This is a genomic window from Halofilum ochraceum, from assembly GCF_001614315.2.
GTDB lineage: Bacteria > Pseudomonadota > Gammaproteobacteria > XJ16 > Halofilaceae > Halofilum > Halofilum ochraceum.
On the sequence record NZ_LVEG02000001.1, the window covers coordinates 172,164 to 191,844 of the forward strand.

The following is a 19,681-nucleotide window of genomic DNA, read 5'->3' on the forward strand; positions in this document are numbered from 1 at the left end:
ATGTCATCGACCCGCCTGCTGATCCTCGGGATGGACGCCGCCGAGCCGGAACTGCTGCGGCAATGGACGGCGGACGGCACCTTGCCGAACCTGGCCGCGCTCGCGCGCCGTGGGCGGACCGCGGGGATCCGCGGGCTTGCCGGCTTCCACATCGGTTCCACGTGGCCGAGCCTCTACACCGGCACGACCCCCGCGCGCCACGGATTCCACTACCAGATACAGCACCGCCCGGGGACGTACCGCTATCACCGACCGCAGGACCACGGCCTGATCCACGGCACGCCGTTCTGGCGCGCGCTCAGCGATGCGGACCGGCGGGTGGCGATGCTCGACGTCCCGTTGAGCCCCATCGATCCCTCGCTCAACGGCATGCAGATCCAGGAATGGGGCGGGCACGACGCCCTGTACGGATTCCATGCGCACCCGGCATCGCTGGCGGAGAAGATCCGGGCACGGTTCGGCGATCATCCGGTGGGCGCGGGCTGCGACGGCGAGCGGTGTACCGCCGCGGACCATGCGGCGTTCGTCGAACGCCTCGTACGGGGCGTGGAAGCCAAGGCCGAGATGACCCGCGAGTTCCTTCGGGAGGGCGCATGGGATGCCTTCATGCAGGTCTTCTCGGAAACGCATTGTGTCGGCCACCAGTGCTGGCATCTGCATGACCCGTCGCACCCCGCGCACGACGCGGAGATGGCCGCCGCTGTGGGGGACCCGGTGAGGCGCGTGTACCAGTCCGTCGACAGCGCCATCGGCCGGATTATCGAGGAGGCCGGGGATTGCACCGTGTTCGCGTTCTCCGCGCACGGCATGGGGTACTGGTACGGCGCGGACTTCCTGTTGCCGGAGATCCTCGCGCGGCTGGGGGTGTCGCGGCCCATTGCGGCGGCAGGCCGGAGCGCGGACGGATCAGGCGCTCGGCGGCGGTCGATGCTGACGGCGGGGGTGGGATGGGGATGGCATCGGCTGCCTTCGCCCGTCCGCGAACGCCTGCGCGGTATCCGCGGTCGCTACGGGCCCAAGGCGCCGGCGAAGGGGCCCCCGACCATGCCGCCGGTGAATCTGTCGGAGAGCCGTTGCTTCCACCAGCCCAACGGACTCGCGACCGGGGGCATCCGGCTCAACCTCGCCGGGCGCGAGCCACAGGGCATGCTGCAGCCCGGACCGGAGGCGGATGCGTTCATGCGCGAACTGACGCAGGATCTCCTGGCTATCGTCGACGAGCGGACCGGCCAGCCCTTCATCCAGCGCGTGATCCGTGTCGACGAGCATTACCAGGGGCCTCGCCTGCAGGACCTGCCGGATCTGGTGGTCGAGTACAGTGACGCGGTGGCGACGGGCAGCACGCGGGTCGGCAATGGCGCCGGCGCACGGGTTCGGGTCCATTCCCCCCGTGTAGGGGTGGTCGAAGGGGCCAACGAGTACGGGCGGACCGGCGAACACCGGTCCCGGGGAATGCTGTTCGCCGCCGGTCCGGGCATCGCGGCCGGCGAGGGTGAAGCGACGGTATCCATCCTGGACCTGGCGCCGACGTGGACGCGGCTTCTGGGCGTCGATCTGGAGACCGCCGAGGGGACACCGATCGACGGGATCATGCCCGACAACTCAGCGGTTCGGCCTGTCCAGCCGGATGTCAGAGACGGCTACGAAGGTGATCCCCCAGACGCAATGCAAGGGCGATGATCGTGAGCGTCGGGTTCGCGAATCCGGCCGTGGGAAACACCGAGGCGCCGGTGACGTAGAGATTGTCGACGCCATGCACCCGTGTATCGCCGTCGACCACGCCGTAGCGCGGGTCGGTGTGCATGCGCGTGGTCCCCGCGTGGTGGTGCGCACTCAGATCGGGCGCGGCGTCCGCGGTCCGCTCGACGCGCCCGATCCCCGTGGCCTCCAGCGCGCCCGCGATCGAGTCCCGCAGCCGCTCCAGCCTCGCCTGGTCGGTCGGCCGCCATTGCCAGTGCAGCTCGACCCGTCTCAGGCCCAGCCGGTCAACGTCGCGCCCCAGCACGAGACGGTTCTCCGGTTCCGGCTGCTGTTCCAGATTCACCAGCAACTGAAAGCCGCGGAACAGCCGTTCCGGATTCGCCAGACGGCTCCAGCCGTAGCCGGTTGGCGGATCGCGTCTCAAGCGATGGGGCAGGTGGCGGTAGGCGCGGCGCAACAGCCGTCCGCCAATGCCGGGGACCTTCGGCAACGGCAGCAGACTGATCGAGGCGTTGGACTGTCTCTCGCCATCGTCGGCGCGCGGCTCGACGGCGAGCCGCCCGGCCACGGTCGTGCCGTCCTTCCCCTCGTGCCGGTCGTAGAAAGCGGCCTTCCGGTAGACGTCCGCCCGCTCCGGGATCAGGCACAGCGCACTGTCCCGGGGATGTTCCAGGAAACAGCGTCCCACCCAGCCGCTCCCGTCGCCCGGCGCATCCCGCCCAGCCTCACGGGAAAGCAGCAGAAGCCGCGCGTTCTCGATGGCCCCCGCGGCCAGCACGAACACCCGGGCGCGTATCCGGAATCGTCCGCCCTCGGGTGTGGCCGCCTCGATACTGGAGACGGTATCGCCATCGAAGTGAAGCGCGCATGCGGTGGCGTGGTAGAGCAGGGTGACGGAGTCACTGGCGCGGATGCGCTCCGGCAACACCGCCGTGAACACGTCGGCGCGGCCGAACTGGTACACGGAGCGCCGGAGCCGCTCGTCGGGAAGGGCGAAGGTGTTTCGCGGGTCGCACCAGTGCGCCCCGGTGTAGTCGAACGGTCCAAGGCCGCAGAGGGCCTGCGCGCGCTCGTAGTGCGGGCGCAGGTGATCGAGGTCAAACGGCCAATCCATGTAGCCGTCCCCCGCGCCGCGGGTGACATCGGCGGCATCCAGCGGAACGTATTTCGCACCGATGGAATCCGTCAGCGGGGTGTTCCAGGCATTGGCCGTTCCGCCGACCTGGCGGTGGCGCGTTTGCCGAAGGCCGGCATACTCCGCCCCGAAGACCCGGCCGTCATTAAGGTCCTGTGCGTCGGTTTCCGCATCGAGGCCGCCGCTCTCCAGGACAATCGCCCGCTGGCCGTGCGAATCGAACTCCGCGGCCAGCGCCAGGGCCGCCGGTCCGCCGCCGACGATGCAGACATCGGTATGCAGGTCAGCCTCGCTCGGGTCCGTCAGTGCATCCTGCAACATGGTCGTGCGTGATCCTTACCGGCGTTCATCGACGGCCTACCGTACCGGGGAACGCCTGGAGCTTACCGCCGGCCTGCTGAATCAGAAGGTAGACCCCGAATATCTCGTGGCGGGCGCCTATCAGCGCGCTATCGATCCGCCCGACACCGAGATCGGTATACCGTCCCCGGAACTCGCGTCCCCGGAACTCCTGCAGGCCGCTGCTGTCCCCGGAATTCCCGCCCGATAGATTTCTTCCCGTTCCTGGACTATAGACGGATTCTGGCAGTACGCGCGTGATGGCGAAGCCAATCGCGGACCGGCCACGAATATGCCCGCGACTGGCCCAGGATTCGTGGTCTGTGCTGTTTTCCATTTTATCCACCCGGATTGGAGCCTGATCGAAATGAAGAAGTTTGCAGGTTTAGCGTTGATCCTATTGGTACATGTGTTCTTCGCTCAAACCGCAATGGGGAATGATTCACGGACAGCTTTGGTGCCATTGCCGTCGATCGATGACTTCACCAGAGGCGAAGACGGCTGGGGTTTCGGGCTTGGTCTGAGTGTTGAGTACGAGGCTGCCTACGAAGGATCCGATGAATTTGAATTCGAGGTCGACCCTGCTGGCGCAGTGCAGTGGCGGAGCGGAGATAATATTTACTATTGGGCGGGTGAGGCGCTCGGTTGGCGGGGGCTTCGATCTGAAACCTGGTTTTTTGATGCGGCTGTGGCCTTCGACGAGGGTCGGGAAGAGGGCGATTCCGATGACGGTCGTCTGGACGGCCTTGGTGACAACGACGAGACTACGGAACTCGTTCTGCAGGCGCGTCGCGCATTTGATTCGGACTGGCGTTATTGGCTGGATGGACGGCTTACTGCCAGCGATGACGGAAGCCTTGGTCTTATTGCGGTTGGGCGTCGGTTCGGTGATCAAACAGATGGTACGGGGCAGGAACTGAGTCTCGCTGTGGTTTTTCACGATAGCGATTATGCGAATAGAGATTTTGGTATCAACTCGGAACAGTCCGCCGATTCCGGGCTGGCCGAAACCGATCTCGACGGTGGCTTCCGCTCTATCGGGGTAAACTATAACCTCCGTTATTTTGTCAGCGAGAACTGGCAGATTCTTGGCGAGGCGGTATACGAGCACTACGGTAGCGATGTCAGGGATAGCCCAATTGCGCGCAGCGATTACGAAGCGGAAGTGGGGATTGGGGCAGTCTACGTATTCTGAATCGCGAACCGGATCACAGCAGACCACCGCTGAACAAGGAAAAACGGGGTCGGATGAGACTTTTGCGGCGCCCACTTCTCCAGTAACTCCAGAAGTCTGATCTGGACGGGCATTCCGGGGACGGTATACGTATCTCCACGGGGGGAGGTCTAACGTCCCCGGAATTCCCCCGGCCGACTCGGGCGATCCTGGCGGCCAGAGGCGGGCGGTTCGCCGCCGGCCGGCGCACACGGCGCTGGGGCTTATTGTGTCCGCAGGGCTGGCGCGAGGGGCCCGGTTCAAGGAGGTCACGCACTACCACTGGGACGCCGGCGCCGGCTGCGAGTGACCCGGTCGCTTCCGGCCGGCGTGCGCTTCGCGGGGAGTTCCGGGACACGTTCAACGACTCTTATCCCTTGATCCAGATAACCAAAAAGAAAACTTGACCCCGGACGCCTCTCTGTAGGGTCACCGTAGGCCCCCGACCGATTCATCTGTCCGTGGCGACCTTGTCCTCGTTTTGAGACGCACTTCTCGTTGGAAGCGGTTTCGCCTGTTTTTCAGGGGGGATCAGGCTGGTAGGATTCCGCCTCCTTTGCCGGCGCATTTCGATGTTTCGGCACCACCCGTTTGATTGCTCCGTTTGTCCATGTCGCAGAACTCGGACCTCGACACCTCTGTGCTCGAGATCAAAAGTCGGCTGACCACGTTGTTCACGCTGCAGTTGAGCTGCGTGGAGACGGACACCCTTCTCAGGGCCGTCGACCGGCACGTGGAGCAGGCGCCGGCGATGTTCCGTGGTATGCCGGTGGTGCTGGAGCTGGACCGCCTCGAGCGTCTGCCGGATGCGGAGATGGTGAAGCGCCTGGTCTCCGGCCTGCACACGCGCCGTCTCGTGCCGACGGCGCTGGGCAGCAGCGAGGAGGCGGCGAGCGGACTCGCCGACCAGGTCGGCCTGCCGCTACTGCGGGCCGGTGCGGAGGCGGGATCGCCGCGGGCGGAGCAGCCGGCGGCCCCGCAGACATCGGCGACGCGGTTCGTCACGCGCCCCGTGCGTTCGGGGCAGCAGGTCTATGCGCGCGGCGGCGATCTCGTGATCCTCGCGCCGGTTGGCCCGGGAGCGGAGGTGCTCGCCGATGGGTGCGTCCACGTCTACGGCGCCCTCAACGGGCGTGCCGGCGCGGGAGTACAGGGCGACGAGACGGCACGGGTCTTCTGCCAGCAGTTCAATGCGGAGTTGATCTCGATCGCGGGGCGGTATCAGGTGGGCGACGATCTCTCCGAGGCGCACCGCAACCACGCGGTGCAGATTCGACTCGACGGGGATGCCCTCAGTATCGAGCGCCTGGAAGGCGTTTGATCCAGGCCGGTAGGAACTGACACGGGAGGAGTGGACTTTGGCGCGCGTGATCGTGGTGACTTCGGGTAAGGGCGGTGTTGGCAAGACGACCACCTCGACGGCGTTCGGCGCGGGTCTGGCCAAGGCCGGGCACAAGGTCGTGATCGTCGACTTCGACGTCGGTCTGCGTAACGTCGACCTGGTCATGGGCTGCGAGCGCCGGGTGGTGTTCGATTTCGTCAACGTGATCAACCAGGAGGCGAATCTCAATCAGGCGTTGATCCGCGACAAGCGTTTCGAGGGCCTCTACATCCTCTCGGCGTCGCAGACGCGCGACAAGGACGCATTGACCGAGGAGGGCGTGGAACGCGTCATCAGTGAGCTCGCCGAGCGGTTCGACTACGTCATTTGTGACTCCCCGGCGGGTATCGAGCGCGGTGCCCAGCTGGCCATGTATCACGCCGACGACGCGCTCGTCGTGGCGAATCCGGAGGTTTCGTCAGTACGCGATTCGGATCGTGTGCTCGGACTGCTCGGTAGCCGGACGCGACGGGCCGAAAACGGCGAGGAGCCCGTCGGCGAGTATCTGCTGCTGACGCGCTATTCGCCCGCACAGGTCAGCAAGGGCCAGATGATGGCCGCCGACGACGTATGCGAGATCCTCTCGACACCACTGCTGGGCGTCATCCCGGAGTCAAGCGCCGTTCTCACGGCCTCGAATTCGGGCCTTCCGGTCAGCATGGAGGAGCGCTCGGACGCGGGACAGGCGTATAACGATGCGGTGGCGCGCTACCTCGGCGAGACGCGCGAGCATCGCTTCCTGACACGCAAAAAGGGGCTGATCGGCCGCCTCTTCGGGAGCTGAGGCAGTGAGTATCCTGGATGTTTTTCGCCGCAAGCGGCGCGAGTCGGCGGCGGTTGCGAAGGACCGATTGCAGGTCATCATCGCCCATGAGCGCAGCGACGCGCGCGGGCCGGACTATCTGCCGCCCCTGCGCGAGGAGCTGCTCGAGGTGGTCCGCAAGTATGTCGCGGTCGACGACGACGCCGTGCGCATGCAGGTCGACCGGGAAGGGGACTACGAGTACCTGGAGTTGAACATCACGCTGCCGGAAGGCTCCAGCCCACAGGCCCCGGCGCGGGGCCGCTGAATGCCCCTGGTTTCCTGCCTCTCCTGACGTTTCAGCGGGTCGGCCGCGGCGGATCCAGCTTGACGCCGACGGCGCATGGAACTCCGGGGATGGTATACCCATCTCCACGCGACGAGTTCGGTATACCGTCTCCGGAACTCTTGCCCCCGTGCCCTCGATACTCGCCTAGCGGTTCCAGCGCGCCGCTTCGCGAGTTGAACAGCCCGGATATCATTGCTTGTTCTCCCGCTTCATGTGTTTCCGTGCGCTATGTCCACCAGCGACAAAGAACGCTCCCCCAATAAGCAACAGCAGCCAGCCAATCGGCGTGTTTCCGTCCGAGAAAGCGCCAATGGAGAGAAAGAGCATGACGGCCCCGCCCAGCTGGGCGGCGCATCCGGCGGGTTTAGTCATCATGGTGTGCGCTCCATGCGGGCATGCGCGGAGCGTATCGAACCGTCCTGCGAACGAAAAGGCTCGGCCCCATGAAGGGGCCGGGGCCTATGGCGGCATACATGCGGAACCGGCCTTGCATCAGAGCTAGTCAAACTGCGGGGCTTTTCTGCCCGAGCGCTGGTTCTCACTCTCGTTGGTCTCGTGGACCGGCTCTCCACCGCTGGCGGCGACTTCCGAAAGCAGTTTATTGGTAATCTTCTGCTGCTTGATCACCTCGTCTACGCGTGGTTTGAGGCCAAATACCGCGAACGGAAGAAGAATCCAGAGGATTAAGACCAAAAGCACTAGTAGGCCGATAATCAGAGATCCGCCGCTGAGTGCTGCTGATGGATCGTTCATGATTCCCCCTTACACAAAAAGACCCGGCGCCGAGGATATCAGGACCGGGCCTTTGGCCGCTTTTGAAGCTGTGTGCCGCTCAACGATTCCGGGCACCGATTCCGGGAGCGGTATATCGAACTCCTCCCGCAGAGACCGGTATACCGTCCCCGGAACTTCTGTTCCGTTAGCCCGTTTGGAGGCTATCCTCAATGGCTCGGCGCGTCTCCGCGCTGGAAAGTGTCGCGCGGCCATACTCGTCTATAAGAGGGGTCAGCAATGTATGGGCGACGCCGAGGAGTGGACTTATCCCTTCTATAAGGCGCTCGGAAGTGTCTTGAAGGTATTTACGTGATTGCGGATGGATAAATGCAATTCCGATAATCATGACAATTGCAATCCACGCCCATGTGGGCGTCGACCTGGCTCGTGGGACAATCATCTGCCTGAAAAAGTTAGTCAGTCCTGAAACGACGGCCGCGGGTATCATCGTTGAGTAGGCGGCCATAGATACTAGCTGCAACTCGACAGCGTTATCCCTTGCATAGAGCCGGATCGTAAAGCAAATATCGGGGTCGACGCTTCGGCCGCCCATGCGCCTAATATCCGTGTCTCGCGAAACAACCGGATAGTCCAGCATTTCGTGTAGCCTTATGTACGGCACGTCTTTCGGGTCATCGTCATCACTGCCTCCTTCGTCGGGTCCGCCAACTTCGACGAAGTGGATGTGTCCTTCGAAACGAGCCCACTGGTTCAAAAAAACGCGCTCGGGAATGTCGTACCGTAGAGACATTTCCTGAATCTTTTCTGCGATCTCGGTGCGAAGGTACGACGGCGCGTACCCTTGTATAACCTCGGACTCTAGGGCTTCCAGTACAGAGGTTCGTGTGTCCTTGTCGTTGGCTTTCACCGAAAGCCAGTAGATGTCACGAAGCAATGCATTCGCGTCAAAAATAAGATCGAACTGGCACGAGTCGCCATAAGCAGAAAGCGGGCCGTTCTCCTCAAATAATGACCGTAGGTGAGGGAGGTCGTCTGAAGTGGCGATTTGTGGCTTTTCTCGGTCCATGATAGGGCCCTCGCTTTTTACTCTGCTCAGGGAGGCAACGTTGAGCGTCGATGATGCGGCGCTAGACCCGACCCAAGGATGTGCGAGTAACAACGCCGGTGAGTATTTGCCCTGACCCTGAACGGAAAGCCGGGGCAGACCACAAATAGGGTGTTGCGATGGTCAGATTCGTGGTGTTTCTCCTATTGTTTCACGACGCTCGAGCGGGGGCAAAAGGCAAGACCTGACACCGTTCCCCCCTGTGGGGAACCCGCTCTCACGGAATTCATGATGACTTAGAAGGTGAGCAGGGTGATATACGGATCATGCTCAGGTCGCGATGCATGTACGCTGCCGGCAGTAATTCTGCGATGTGCGTCGTCGTAGAATAGGGGCGCAGAGAATTTTAGTTGCTTAAGTACATTGCTCAGCGTGACTGTAACCTCACCGTGTATCCAAAAGTAGTATTTGGGGTCGCCCTCGTCTGCCCGTGGTGGGGCGAGGCCAGTGTGATCAGCGAGGGATGGTATATCGAGCGTTATGCTGTCGTTAGGCAGCATGTTTTTGCCTTCGACTATAACGGAACCAACGAAGTCGTTGCCGGGGAGCGTCACGCTCCCGCTACCTGTTACATTGATCCGGACATTGTCCTGTTCAAAGATTGCCTGCCCGTCGAAGCCAGCGGGACCTTGGATATTCAGGAATCGCCCGAGTAGCTCTGGATACTGGAGTTTGAATCCAATACGCCGGTATTCATAGTCGGTGGAGTTTCGGACCACGATTCGGTGTTCGACGAGCCCCGCGATGATTTCTTGCGTCACCTTTTTAGGAAGGCTGGCGTCAATACTGATTCCGCTTTGGCGATATACTTCGATAGCAGGGAGGGCGAATGCTTCCTCGACCTCTCCGGCAATTTGCTTCTCGTGTCGAGCTTTCCACTCTCGAAGAGTCTCGGCGCTGTAAACACTGAAGTCGGCATCAATCAAATGAGCATGGTCTTGGCATAGAAAAATCGCGTTGTCTGCACTCTTCCGTTGTTCTGGAGACTGATCAGGGTCGTATCTTGGCCCGCCGGGACTCGCAGCGTGTATATGTGCCGCCACGCCGACCGAGGTGGACTTGTCCGTGTCGGAGTTGGGAACCCAGCATTGCTGATCGCAGCCCGGGAAGCTGCAACGCCCGCCAGCTCGTTCAGCGATGGTTCTTTTCGTCTTTTCCGGGAATTCATGTCGCGCCATCAGGTCGATCCGTTTGGTGAGACGATGCGGGTGTCGTCCGGCGCCTTGCGACGGTGCGGAGGGGTGAGGATTGCCCACACCCCTCCTGATCCCCATAGGCCGTACACCGATCACACCCATCCCGCGTGATCATGTAGCGACCGTGCGGAGGAGGTTGAAGATCACCCACATCCCCCCTGCGCCCCACAAGCCGTACAGAAATCACACCCATCCCGCTTGATCATGGCGTAATTCCCGCACTCGCTGCAGCGGCGGCCGGGGGTGACTTCGTTGGCCCCGGCGGCGCGCAGGCCGTCGAAGGGGATGACGTTGTCGTCTTGGCCGTCATGAGCGGCGCCGGTGTCGGTGAACATGACGTCCATCGGCTGTACCGGGAAGCCGTCCTCGTCGAGGATGCCGAGCATGTGGTAGCGGTGGATCATGAGTCGGGCGATGTAGGCGACCGTGCTGGGCTGTACCGCCTGACGGTGGGCGCCCGGCACCCAGGCAAGGAAGTCGCCCTGGGCCTCGGGGAAGTCCACCAGCGTGCGCAGCTTGGAGCCGATCCAGGCCGGGTCGATCACGCGCATGTCGTAGGACAGGACCTTGCAGAGGCCGTCCAGGGCGCGCGGGTACTCGCCGGCGAGCCACATGCTGTAGGGGCGGCGTTCGCCGTCCGGCAGGCTCAGTTCCTTGAGGCCGAGGACGAAGTCGTCACCCGTGCTCGGGTTCAGGACGTCCACGGTCCAGGACATGGTGCCGCTGGCGCCGGTCTTGGGCTCCTTGGGTGACATCAGGGCGTCGAGGACCGGGGTGTCTTCCTTGTTGCGGTCGAATACGCCCAGTTCCTCGCAGCAGTGGCGCACGAGGATGGCCATGGCGGCGACGGCCGAGGGCACGTGCTGGAGCTCGCCGTTCGGCGGCATCGGCAGGTCGAACGCCTGGTCATGCACCTTGGCGAGGCTGTCGAGCTTGGCCTTGAGGAAGGCGGTGTCGCGGGTGCGCATGTCCATCGACAGCGCCTTGGCGATCGCGCCCGCGCCGCGCGGCTGCTCGGCGCCGTTCACCCAGACCTCGAACGGGTGTTTCTCGTCACCGTTGGGGCCGTTCTCGACGTAGCCGACGAAGACCGCGAACTTGCCGCCGGGGTGGCTGACCATGTAGGTCTTGGCCGGGTTGCCGTCCGGGAAGCTCGGGCGGTTCTGCCAGCGCAGGCTGGCCAGCGCCGGCTGCGGGGTCTTGTCCAGGCGCAGGCGGCGGTCGGCGTCGGACTGGTCGAACTCGGACGGCTGCTGGCTGTCGTGGCTGGTTTCGAGCACTGCGCCGGTGATGTCGTTCGGGCGGAACGTGGTCAGGCCCTTGGCGCCGGCACGCCAGGCGCGCGAGTAGAGCTCACGGAAGCCCTGGTAGTCGTAGTCGGCCGGGACGTTGCAGGTCTTGGAGATGGCCGAGTCGATGTAGGGCTGGACCGCGGCGATCATCTGCATGTGGTCCTCGACGTTCATCTCCAGCGCGGAGACGAACTGGGAGGGCAGGTTGGCGTAGCGGCCCTCGACCATCGGGCCCGGATCGTTGCCCTGCTGGCGCCACACGCGGAAGGCATGGTCCTCGACGTCGAACTTCTGCGTGGTGTCGTCGGGCATACGCTTGTTGCGCGTGTACGTCCAGGAGAACGGCGGCTCGATGCCGTTGGAGGCGTTGTCCGCGAACGCCAGCGTGATCGTGCCCGTGGGCGCGATCGACATCAGGTGGCTGTTGCGGATGCCATGGGCGCGGATGCTCTCCTTGATGTCGTCCGGCAGGCGCGCGACGAACTGGCCCTGCAGGTACTTCTCGGCGTCGAACAGCGGGAACGCGCCCTTCTCCTGCGCCAGCTCGACCGACGCGCGGTACGACTCGTCACGCATCACGCGCGACATCTCGGCGGCCATGGCGCGGCCTTCCTCGCTGTCGTAGCGGATACCGAGCATGATCAGCGCGTCGCCGAGGCCGAGGTAGCCGAGGCCCACGCGGCGCTTGGCTTCCGCTTCCTTGTCCTGCTCGGGCAGGGGCCAGGCGGTGGCGTCGAGGACGTTGTCCAGCATCCGGATGGAGGTGCGGACGACGTCGCCGAAGCGCTCCTTGTCGAAGTACGCGTTCTCGGCGAACGGCTGCTCGACGAACTCGGTCAGGTTGATCGAGCCGAGACAGCAGCAGCCGAAGGCCGGCAGCATCTGCTCGCCGCAGGGGTTGCAGGCCTGGATGTGCTCGGCATACCAGAGGTTGTTCTCGTTGTTGATGCGATCGAGGAACAGCACGCCCGGATCGGCGTGGTCATACGTCGCCTCCATGACGAAGTCCCAGATCTCCCGGGCCCGCACGCGCTCGTAGACCCACTTGCCCTTGTCCTCGTCGTAGTAGACGTCGGTGGCTTCTTTGCGCCGCGGGGAAGGCTCGGACTCGTGGGTGAGCTCGAAGTAGCCGTCATCCTCGACCGCCTGCATGAACTCGTCGGTGACGCCCACCGAGACGTTGAAGTTCGAGAGCTGCCCGCGCTCGTACTTGGCTTCGATGAACTCGCGGATGTCCGGGTGATCGACGCGCAGCACGCCCATCTGGGCGCCGCGGCGGTAACCGGCGGACTCGATGGTCTCGCAGGCGCGGTCGAACACGCGCATGAACGAGATCGGGCCGGAGGCCTCGGCGTTGACGGCCTTCACCAGCGCGCCCTTCGGGCGGATCGGGCTGAAGTCGTAACCGACGCCGCCGCCGGCCTTGAGCGTCAGCATGGCTTGGCGCAGGGCCTCGGCGATGCCGTTCATGCTGTCCTCGACCGGCTGGACGAAGCAGTTGATCAGGGTGACCTGCAGACCGGTACCGGCACCGGACTGGATGCGGCCGCCCGGGACGAAGCCGTCCTTCAGCGCGCCGGCGAACTTCTTCTCCCAATCCTTCTTGTTCTTCTTCTCGACCGAGGCCAGTGCCCGGGCCACGCGTGCGCGCTGCGCGACGCGGTCTTCTCCGTCTTTGGCGTATTTTTCCTGGAATGCGTCGTCTGAAATCGGCTGGAAATCCATTGCGGCAGTCATCCGGTTCGTGGTCTCTCGTACGTCGGCGTGGCGGTGCGCCGGCTCCCTCCTGCAACCCGCGCGGAAAGCGGCCGTGCGCCGCTGGCGGGCCGGGCAGCGAGGTCCTCGCGCCCAGTGATGAAAGTGTAGGAGCCTCCCCGGGGGCGGTCAACAGAAACCACAACAAATTGTTGTATAGTTATTAACCGACCACTAGATGATGTGTAAAGCCTGTGGATAACATGGGTATGAACCGGGGGTAAGTCGGGGGCGTTGAGGGCGAAAATCGCGGCATGGCGCGGGGTTGGGTGGGGTGTGTTGATTCGCGTGTCAGGAAGGCGGTGGAGCGGGCGGCACAGCCGATTGTGGTCAAGGGGTATCGGGGAGTTTTCCGGAATCCGGTCGGCGCGAGCACGGAATTGCAGGAGCGAGCTTGCTCGCGATGGTCGGCGGGTGGATCGGGGGCGCGGATTCCCCGAGAGACTGGCGCGGCCTTCGGGGTGTTTCCGGGCTGGGTGCCCTCCGAACGGTTGTGCGGGCACGATCGCGAGCAAGCTCGCTCCTACATTTTGGGGCGGTAGTTGTCCGGGAGCGCGCGTATTCGGTTTCACCGACCGAATACGGCGCTTCGGGCCGGCCGCGCGCATTCGACCGGTGGGGTGGCCCGGTCGAAGACGCGCCTACGGGGGACGCCGGGTCTGGGGCATCTCATTTGACGTAGGCCGGCTTGCGACCGAAGGGAGCCAGCCGGCGGTCGAGGCTGAGGTGTTGTGCAGGCGCTGCCGGCTGTTGCCTTGCGGCAAAAGCCGGCCTACGCGGGTTGTCGGTCTACGGCTTCCACTGGCTCATGAAGTCGTTGACCGGCATGTCGTCGAGCTGGGCCGGGTCGGTGCAGATTTCCTCCAGCGCCTCGTAGTGGTGCGCGTCGAAGCGGGTGCCGGCGTTGCGGCGGAATTTGGCGAGCAGGGCGGGGATGCCCTCGTCGCGGCGGCGCGGGTGGCCGATGGGGTATTCCACCTCGATGCGGTCGGTGGACGAGCCGTCTTTGAAGAACAGCTGCACCGCGTTGGCGATGGAGCGCTTGTCCGGATCCAGGTAGTCGCGCGTGTAGCGCTCGTCCTCGCTGATCTCCATGCGCTCACGCAGGCGATCGATCTCCGGATGGTCGGCGTGGAAGTCGTCCGCGTAGTGCTCGGCGCGCAGGTCGCCCAGCAGCAGGGCGACGGCGGTCATGTACTGCAGGCAGTGGTCGCGGTCGGCCGGGTTCGCGAGGTTGCCGGTCTTGGAGATGATGCGGATCGCCGATTCGTGCGTGGTGATGGCGATGCGATCGATGTCGTCGATGCGGTCGCGGATCTGCGGATGCAGCGTGACCGCCGCCTCACACGCGGTCTGGGCGTGGAACTCGGCCGGGAACGACAGCTTGAACAGGATGTTCTCCATGACGTAGCTGCCGTATTCGCGCGGCCGGCGGAAGCGGCGCTCGCCTTCCGGTTTGATCGCCTGATCGCGGTTGGTCTTGCTGAACAGGACATCATAGAAACCCCACTGCGGCGCCGACAGCGCCCCGGGGATGCCGGGCTCGCCTCTGAGGGCGATATCGGCCAGGCGCACGCCGCGCGCGGTGGCGTCGCCCGCCGCCCAGGACTTGCGCGGGCCGGCGTTGGGCGCGTGGCGGTAGGTGCGCAGGGCCTGGCCGTCCACCCAGGCGTGCGAGATCGCGGACAGCAGCTGCTCCCGCGTCGCACCCTGCATGTGCGCGACGACGGCCGTGGTCGCGACCTTCACCAGCACGACGTGATCCAGACCCACGCGGTTGAAGCTGTTCTCCAGCGCCAGCACGCCCTGGATCTCGTGCGCCTTGATCATGGCCTCGAGCACCGTGCGCATGGTCGGCGGCGCGACGCCTTTGGCGACACTGCGGCGGGAGAGGAAGTCCGCCACCGCGAGGATGCCGCCGAGGTTGTCCGAGGGGTGCCCCCACTCCGCGGCCAGCCAGGTGTCGTTGTAATCCAGCCAGCGGATGATGCAGCCGATGTCCCAGGCCGCTTTCTCCGGATCCAGCTCGAACTCGGTGCCAGGCACGCGCGCGCCGTGCTTGATCTCCATCCCCGAAAACCGCGGCCCCAGATGCCGCGTGCACTCCGGATACCCCAGCGCGAGCAGGCCGCAGCCGAGGGTGTCGAGCAGGCAGTGCCGGGCCGTGTCGAAGGCGAGGTCCGAGTCGATGCGGGTATTGCGGACATAATCCGCGATCGCCTGGATCTCGTCGTCGTAATCGGGGCGGATATTCGTTTCGGTTGTGCTCATTGGGATTTTCCGGGGTCAGGGGGTGGAAGCAAAAATCGGGAACCACGAATGAACACGAATGGACACGAATGCTGCCGCAGGGCTTATATGGATTCGGGGAGCTTCGCTGTTACGCCGTCGTGTGTGATACGGAAACTGCATAACCAAAAGATGAACTAAAAATGGACAAAAAATAGTTGATGACTGGATCCGGTCACCGTGTTGAATTCATCGCATTGCTATTTTTTGTTTATCTTTTGTCCATTTTTCGGTTATGCCGTTTTCGGGTGATCACGCAAGAGCCCTCAGAAGCGTTACAGCAAAGCTCCCGAACGATCGACAAGCCAAGCGGCAGCATTCGTGTCCATTCGTGTTCATTCGTGGTTCTAAAAAAGATTAACGCTCATCGATCGCCGGCACAGGGCGCAGTTCCTCGCCGGTGTATTCGGCCGAGGGGCGGATGATGCGGTTGTCGGCGCGTTGTTCGAAGACGTGGGCGGCCCAGCCGGTGTGGCGGCTCATGACGAAGATGGGCGTGAACAGCTTCGTCGGGATGCCCATGAAGCGGTACGCCGAGGCGTGGAAGAAGTCGGCGTTGCAGAAGAGTTTCTTCTCGCGCCACATGACTTCTTCGCAGCGCTCCGAAACCGGGTATAGCGTTTCGTCGCCGACCGTCTCCGCGAGGCGCTTCGACCAGCCCTTGATAATGGCGTTGCGCGGGTCGGACTCGCGGTAGACCGCGTGGCCGAAGCCCATGATCTTCTCTTTGCGTTCGAGCTTGCCGAGGATCTCTTTCTCGGCCTCGTCCGGCGACTTCCACTGCTCGATCATCTCCATGGCGTGCTCGTTGGCGCCGCCGTGCAGCGGGCCGCGCAGGGAGCCGATGGCGCCGGTGATGCAGCTGTGCATGTCCGACAGGGTCGAGGCGCAGACGCGGGCGGTGAAGGTCGAGGCGTTGAACTCGTGCTCGGCGTAGAGGATCAGCGAGACGTGCATCGCCTGCTCGTGCACCGGGTCCGGCTGCTCGCCATGGAGCATGCGCAGGAAGTGCCCGCCGATCGAATCGGCATCGACGTCGGTGTCGATGCGCACGCCGTCGTGGCTGTAGCGGTACCAGTAGCAGACGATCGCCGGCAGCAGCGCCAGGATGCGGTCGGCGACCTCGTCCTGCTCGCTGAAGTCCTGTTCGGTCTCGAGGGTGCCCAGCATCGATACGCCGGTGCGCATCACGTCCATCGGGTGCGCGCTCACCGGGATGCGTTCGAGCGCCTCGGCCAACGGTGCCGGGAGTTCGCGGCGTGCGCGCAGGCGCTTCTTGTAGCCGTCGAGTTCCTGGCGGTTCGGCAGATGGCCCTTCAGCAGCAGGTGCGCGACCTCTTCGAAGTGGCAGTGCTCGGCCAGATCCTTGATGTCGTAGCCGCGATAGGTGAGGCCCGAGCCCTCGATGCCGACCGTGGACAGCGCGGTCTGTCCTGCGACCTGGCCGCGCAGGCCGGCGCTCGCGTTGGCTTGCTTGCTCATTGGTCCTTGCCTCCTGTAGCGCCGCCGCCCTTGTTGTCGCGACCCTGGCCGCGGGCGAACAGCTCGTCGAGTTTGTGTTCGTAGGCGTGGTAGTCGAGGTAGTCGTACAGTTCCTCGCGCGTCTGCATCAGGTCGACGACCTCGTTCTGGCTGTCGTTTTCCAGCAGGCTCCAGTACACCGCTTCGGCGGCGCGGTTCATCGCGCGGAACGCGGACAGCGGGTAGAGCACCATGTCGACGCCCCAGTCCGCCAGGTCGCTGCGCTCGTGCAGTGGCGTGCGGCCGAACTCGGTCATGTTGGCGAGCAGCGGGACGTCGCCGAGCGCCTTGCGGAACGCGCGGTAGTCGTCTTCCTCGGCGACCGCCTCGGCGAAGATGCCGTCGGCGCCGGCCTCGGCGTAGGCGCAGGCGCGGTCGATGGCCGCGTTGCGGCCTTCGCGGGCGAACGCGTCGGTGCGGGCCATGATGAAGAACTCGGGATCGCTGCGGGCATCGACCGCCGCCTTGATGCGGTCGACCATCTCGCCGGTGTTCACGCAGGCCTTGTTGGGGCGGTGGCCGCAGCGCTTCTGCGCCACCTGGTCCTCGATGTGCACGGCGGCGGCCTCGGCGCGGATCATGCCGCGGATGGTGCGGGCGATGCCGAGGGCGTCGCCCCAGCCGGTGTCGATGTCGACCAGCAGCGGCAGCGACGAGGCGTCGGTGATGCGGCGGACGTCTTCCAGCACATCGTTGCGGTCGGTCAGCCCGAGATCCGGCAGGCCAAAGGAGGCGTTGGCGACGCCGCCGCCGGAGAGGTAGATCGCGCGGTGGCCCAGGCGTTCGGCCATGACGGCGCAATAGGCGTTGATCGTGCCGACGATCGGCAACGGTTCGTGGGCCGCGAGCTCGCTGCGGAAGCGCCCACCCGGTGATGTACTCATGAGGTCTCCTCGGCCAGCGATTCGGTCGCGGCCATGCGTTGCTCGATGTTCTTCAACGATGCACGGATGTGGCGGCGCATCAGCATCTCGGCCATCTCGGGGTCACGGTCGGCGATGGCCTCGACGATCTGCTGGTGTTCATTCCAGGCCGGACGCGCTCGCGGGCCGACCATGCCGAACTGGCGCCGGTACAGCCGCAGCTTGTCGTAGAGCTGGCCATCCAGCTGGTGTTCCAGCATGGCGTTGCCGCTGCCGGCGGCCAGGCGCGAGTGGAAATCGAGGTCGTGCTCGCCCTGGATGTAGGCCGTGCCTTCGCGCAGATCCGCGTTGTTCTCGTGGTCCGACAGCAACGCCCGGATGCCCTCGATGGCCCGATCGCTCATCGTCTGCGCCGCGAGGCGGCAGACCATGCCCTCGAGGCACTCGCGCAGTTCGTACAGGGCGCGCAGTTCCTCGCGCGACGGGATGCAGACCCGGGCGCCGGCATTGTGCCGCCGCACCGCCAGGCCGCGAGTGACCAGCCCGGCGATCGCCTCGCGCACGGTGCTGCGGGCGACGCCGTGGCGGCGGGCGAGTTCGAGCTCGGGCAGATGGGCGCCCGCTGGCAGCCCGCCGTCGATGATGGATTCGCGCAGGGTGGCGAGAAGGGTGGTCGCGGTCGTGGGGGTGCTCAGATCCATGGGGCTCGATTGTCGGACAGTAGATCGCGGAAGCTCTTACAAATGGGTCCATGTGTCAAGCGGAAGGCCGGATTGTCCGGCAATCTTGCGCCGAGCGCCCTGGGCGGTTATCAATGGTGGCTTGGTCGCCACCGGAGCCGGGAATGACGCCGCCCAACGCAGATGAACGCCTCGATACGATCGCCGAGGGGATCTATCGGTTCGACACCCACTATGTCCGGCCGCGGCATACCAGCTGCACGATCGTCGTCGATTCCGGCCGCGCGGCGATTTTCGATACCGGCGTCCCCGGTAACGTCGACGCGCTCGTGGCGGCGGTCGAATCCCTCGGCATCGCGGCCGATGCGGTCGACTGGGTGGTGGTCAGTCACGCCCACCTCGATCACATGGCCGGCGTGGGCCCACTGATGCAGCGCCTGCCGAGTGCGCGCGTGGCGGCGCACCCGTCCGCGGCGCCCCATGTAATCGACCCCGCGAAGCTGGAGAAGGGCTCGCGCTCCGTTTTCGGCGACGAGTTCGTCGACCGGTACTACGCCGGCGTCGAACCCGTGGCGGCCGAGCGCGTGGTCGAGACCGGCGATGGCGACACGCTGACGCTCGGCACCCGCGAGCTTGAGCTGATCTACGCGCCCGGCCACGCCTGGCACCAGCAGGCGCTGTGGGACGCGCGCACGGCGACCGTGCTCGCGGGCGATGCGTTCGGCGTCTCCTATCCGGAACTGGTCGGGCCGGACGGGCCGTTCGTGATCCTGCCCACGGCGCCGCCGCAACTGGCGCCGGATGCGATGCATGAGACCCTGGACCGCATCGTCGGCCTCGAACCGGCGCGCGTGCAGCCGGCCCACTTCGCGACGATCGAGAACGCGGCGACGGTGGCCGGCGAACTCCACCGCATCATGGATGAGTGGCTCGATATCGCCCTGCAGGCGTCCTCGGTCGAAGACCTCCTCGAACGCCTCTACGCCGCCTGCTCGGCGGATCTCGAACGTCGCGGGCGCGGCGACGAGGCCGCGACGATGCGGGATCGGTATCGCATCGACATCGAAGTGAATGCCCAGGGTCTCTGGCATTGGCGCCGCCGCCGCGAGGAACGCGCCGCCGAAAAGGGAAAGTAGGCCGGCTTTTGTCGACGGGCGACTGCCGGCTCCCCTCTGTACAGTGCCGCCACCTCGACCGCCGGCTGGCTCCCTCCGGTCGCAAGCCGGCCTACGTACTGCACGGCGCCGGTGACCTGTCCCCGGCCGTAGGCCGGGTTTTGCCGACAGGCAACAGCCGGCATGCCCCCTGTGCAGTTGCGCCACCTCGGCTGTGCGGTGCAGCCGATGCGCGCGTTCGCCTTCGGCGAAAACGCGCCTACTCGCTTT

The 19,681-nt window shown here is 64.7% G+C and carries 17 protein-coding genes; 7 read left to right on the top strand and 10 right to left on the bottom strand.

The genetic code is table 11. The annotated features are described in order from the left end of the window. Nucleotides 1-1,680: an alkaline phosphatase family protein gene (locus tag A0W70_RS00830; RefSeq protein WP_070987421.1), complete on the top strand. Its 1,680-nt coding sequence runs from the start codon at nt 1-3 to the stop codon at nt 1,678-1,680. Here the strand turns inward: A0W70_RS00830 and A0W70_RS00835 are convergent. Next, nucleotides 1,631-3,157, bottom strand: a complete 1,527-nt coding sequence (locus A0W70_RS00835; protein WP_070987424.1) for a GMC oxidoreductase — start codon at nt 3,155-3,157, stop codon at nt 1,631-1,633. The genes A0W70_RS00830 and A0W70_RS00835 overlap by 50 nt on opposite strands. On the opposite strand from A0W70_RS00835, the gene A0W70_RS00840 reads away from it, so the two are divergent. The 5 genes from A0W70_RS00840 to minE all read left to right on the top strand — a co-directional run bounded on the left by A0W70_RS00840 (nt 3,156) and on the right by minE (nt 6,839). After that, a complete protein-coding gene (locus A0W70_RS00840; protein WP_070987426.1) occupies nt 3,156-3,386 on the top strand; it encodes a hypothetical protein in 231 nt (76 codons plus the stop codon). The genes A0W70_RS00835 and A0W70_RS00840 overlap by 2 nt on opposite strands. Nucleotides 3,387-3,542: 156 nt before the next feature. Then, the gene (locus A0W70_RS00845; RefSeq protein WP_070987428.1) at nt 3,543-4,370 is read left to right on the top strand and encodes a MipA/OmpV family protein; all 828 of its coding nucleotides are present in this window, start codon (nt 3,543-3,545) and stop codon (nt 4,368-4,370) included. A 628-nt stretch (nt 4,371-4,998) separates the two neighbouring features. Further along, complete coding sequence (minC, locus tag A0W70_RS00850; RefSeq protein ID WP_070987430.1) at nt 4,999-5,709, top strand: septum site-determining protein MinC; 711 nt, start codon at nt 4,999-5,001, stop codon at nt 5,707-5,709. A 37-nt stretch (nt 5,710-5,746) separates the two neighbouring features. Beyond that, on the top strand, nt 5,747-6,553 hold the full coding sequence (gene minD / locus A0W70_RS00855) for a septum site-determining protein MinD (protein ID WP_070987432.1): 807 nt from the start codon (nt 5,747-5,749) through the stop codon (nt 6,551-6,553). A 4-nt stretch (nt 6,554-6,557) separates the two neighbouring features. After that, nucleotides 6,558-6,839 (top strand): cell division topological specificity factor MinE, encoded by a 282-nt coding sequence (minE, locus tag A0W70_RS00860; protein ID WP_070987434.1) that lies wholly within the window; start codon nt 6,558-6,560, stop codon nt 6,837-6,839. A 210-nt stretch (nt 6,840-7,049) separates the two neighbouring features. Here the strand turns inward: minE and A0W70_RS00865 are convergent, their stop codons facing one another. The 9 genes from A0W70_RS00865 to A0W70_RS00910 form a co-directional block, all read right to left on the bottom strand. Further along, complete coding sequence (locus A0W70_RS00865) at nt 7,050-7,235, bottom strand: hypothetical protein (RefSeq protein ID WP_070987436.1); 186 nt, start codon at nt 7,233-7,235, stop codon at nt 7,050-7,052. A gap of 123 nt (nt 7,236-7,358) precedes the next feature. Continuing rightward, nucleotides 7,359-7,613, bottom strand: coding sequence for a hypothetical protein (locus A0W70_RS00870; RefSeq protein ID WP_139150648.1), 255 nt, complete (start codon nt 7,611-7,613; stop codon nt 7,359-7,361). A 166-nt stretch (nt 7,614-7,779) separates the two neighbouring features. Further along, a complete protein-coding gene (locus A0W70_RS00875) occupies nt 7,780-8,661 on the bottom strand; it encodes a hypothetical protein (protein ID WP_070987441.1) in 882 nt (293 codons plus the stop codon). Nucleotides 8,662-8,936: 275 nt separating this feature from the next. Beyond that, nucleotides 8,937-9,878 (bottom strand): hypothetical protein, encoded by a 942-nt coding sequence (locus A0W70_RS16665; protein ID WP_139150649.1) that lies wholly within the window; start codon nt 9,876-9,878, stop codon nt 8,937-8,939. A gap of 161 nt (nt 9,879-10,039) precedes the next feature. Next, entirely contained in the window at nt 10,040-12,913 is a 2,874-nt protein-coding gene (locus A0W70_RS00890; RefSeq protein WP_245675779.1) for an adenosylcobalamin-dependent ribonucleoside-diphosphate reductase, read from the bottom strand. An 819-nt stretch (nt 12,914-13,732) separates the two neighbouring features. Then, on the bottom strand, nt 13,733-15,220 hold the full coding sequence (locus A0W70_RS00895; RefSeq protein WP_425402589.1) for a bifunctional 2-methylcitrate dehydratase/aconitate hydratase: 1,488 nt from the start codon (nt 15,218-15,220) through the stop codon (nt 13,733-13,735). Between the two features lie 369 nt (nt 15,221-15,589). After that, nucleotides 15,590-16,714: a bifunctional 2-methylcitrate synthase/citrate synthase gene (gene prpC / locus A0W70_RS00900; protein ID WP_070987451.1), complete on the bottom strand. Its 1,125-nt coding sequence runs from the start codon at nt 16,712-16,714 to the stop codon at nt 15,590-15,592. After that, nucleotides 16,711-17,637 (bottom strand): methylisocitrate lyase, encoded by a 927-nt coding sequence (prpB, locus tag A0W70_RS00905; protein ID WP_070987453.1) that lies wholly within the window; start codon nt 17,635-17,637, stop codon nt 16,711-16,713. The genes prpC and prpB overlap by 4 nt, the downstream gene beginning before the upstream one ends. Further along, nucleotides 17,634-18,317 carry a GntR family transcriptional regulator gene (locus A0W70_RS00910; protein ID WP_070987454.1) on the bottom strand — a complete coding sequence of 228 codons (684 nt, stop codon included), beginning with the start codon at nt 18,315-18,317 and terminating at the stop codon, nt 17,634-17,636. Before A0W70_RS00910 ends, prpB begins: the two co-directional genes overlap by 4 nt. A 143-nt stretch (nt 18,318-18,460) precedes the next feature. Here A0W70_RS00910 and A0W70_RS00915 point away from each other — a divergent pair, with 143 nt between their 5' ends. Next, entirely contained in the window at nt 18,461-19,432 is a 972-nt protein-coding gene (locus A0W70_RS00915; protein WP_070987456.1) for an MBL fold metallo-hydrolase, read from the top strand. Nucleotides 19,433-19,681: the final 249 nt, after the last annotated feature.

What these genes read in the sequence shown, in the direction of transcription:
- A0W70_RS00830 (WP_070987421.1), top strand. Translation starts at nt 1, where the DNA reads ATGTCATCGACCCGCCTGCTGATCCTCGGGATGGACGCCGCCGAGCCG.
- A0W70_RS00840 (WP_070987426.1), top strand. Translation starts at nt 3,156, where the DNA reads ATGGTCGTGCGTGATCCTTACCGGCGTTCATCGACGGCCTACCGTACC.
- A0W70_RS00835 (WP_070987424.1), bottom strand. Translation starts at nt 3,157, where the DNA reads ATGTTGCAGGATGCACTGACGGACCCGAGCGAGGCTGACCTGCATACC.
- A0W70_RS00845 (WP_070987428.1), top strand. Translation starts at nt 3,543, where the DNA reads ATGAAGAAGTTTGCAGGTTTAGCGTTGATCCTATTGGTACATGTGTTC.
- minC (WP_070987430.1), top strand. Translation starts at nt 4,999, where the DNA reads ATGTCGCAGAACTCGGACCTCGACACCTCTGTGCTCGAGATCAAAAGT.
- A0W70_RS00865 (WP_070987436.1), bottom strand. Translation starts at nt 7,235, where the DNA reads ATGATGACTAAACCCGCCGGATGCGCCGCCCAGCTGGGCGGGGCCGTC.
- A0W70_RS00870 (WP_139150648.1), bottom strand. Translation starts at nt 7,613, where the DNA reads ATGAACGATCCATCAGCAGCACTCAGCGGCGGATCTCTGATTATCGGC.
- A0W70_RS00875 (WP_070987441.1), bottom strand. Translation starts at nt 8,661, where the DNA reads ATGGACCGAGAAAAGCCACAAATCGCCACTTCAGACGACCTCCCTCAC.
- A0W70_RS16665 (WP_139150649.1), bottom strand. Translation starts at nt 9,878, where the DNA reads ATGGCGCGACATGAATTCCCGGAAAAGACGAAAAGAACCATCGCTGAA.
- A0W70_RS00890 (WP_245675779.1), bottom strand. Translation starts at nt 12,913, where the DNA reads ATGGATTTCCAGCCGATTTCAGACGACGCATTCCAGGAAAAATACGCC.
- prpC (WP_070987451.1), bottom strand. Translation starts at nt 16,714, where the DNA reads ATGAGCAAGCAAGCCAACGCGAGCGCCGGCCTGCGCGGCCAGGTCGCA.
- prpB (WP_070987453.1), bottom strand. Translation starts at nt 17,637, where the DNA reads ATGAGTACATCACCGGGTGGGCGCTTCCGCAGCGAGCTCGCGGCCCAC.
- A0W70_RS00910 (WP_070987454.1), bottom strand. Translation starts at nt 18,317, where the DNA reads ATGGATCTGAGCACCCCCACGACCGCGACCACCCTTCTCGCCACCCTG.
- A0W70_RS00915 (WP_070987456.1), top strand. Translation starts at nt 18,461, where the DNA reads ATGACGCCGCCCAACGCAGATGAACGCCTCGATACGATCGCCGAGGGG.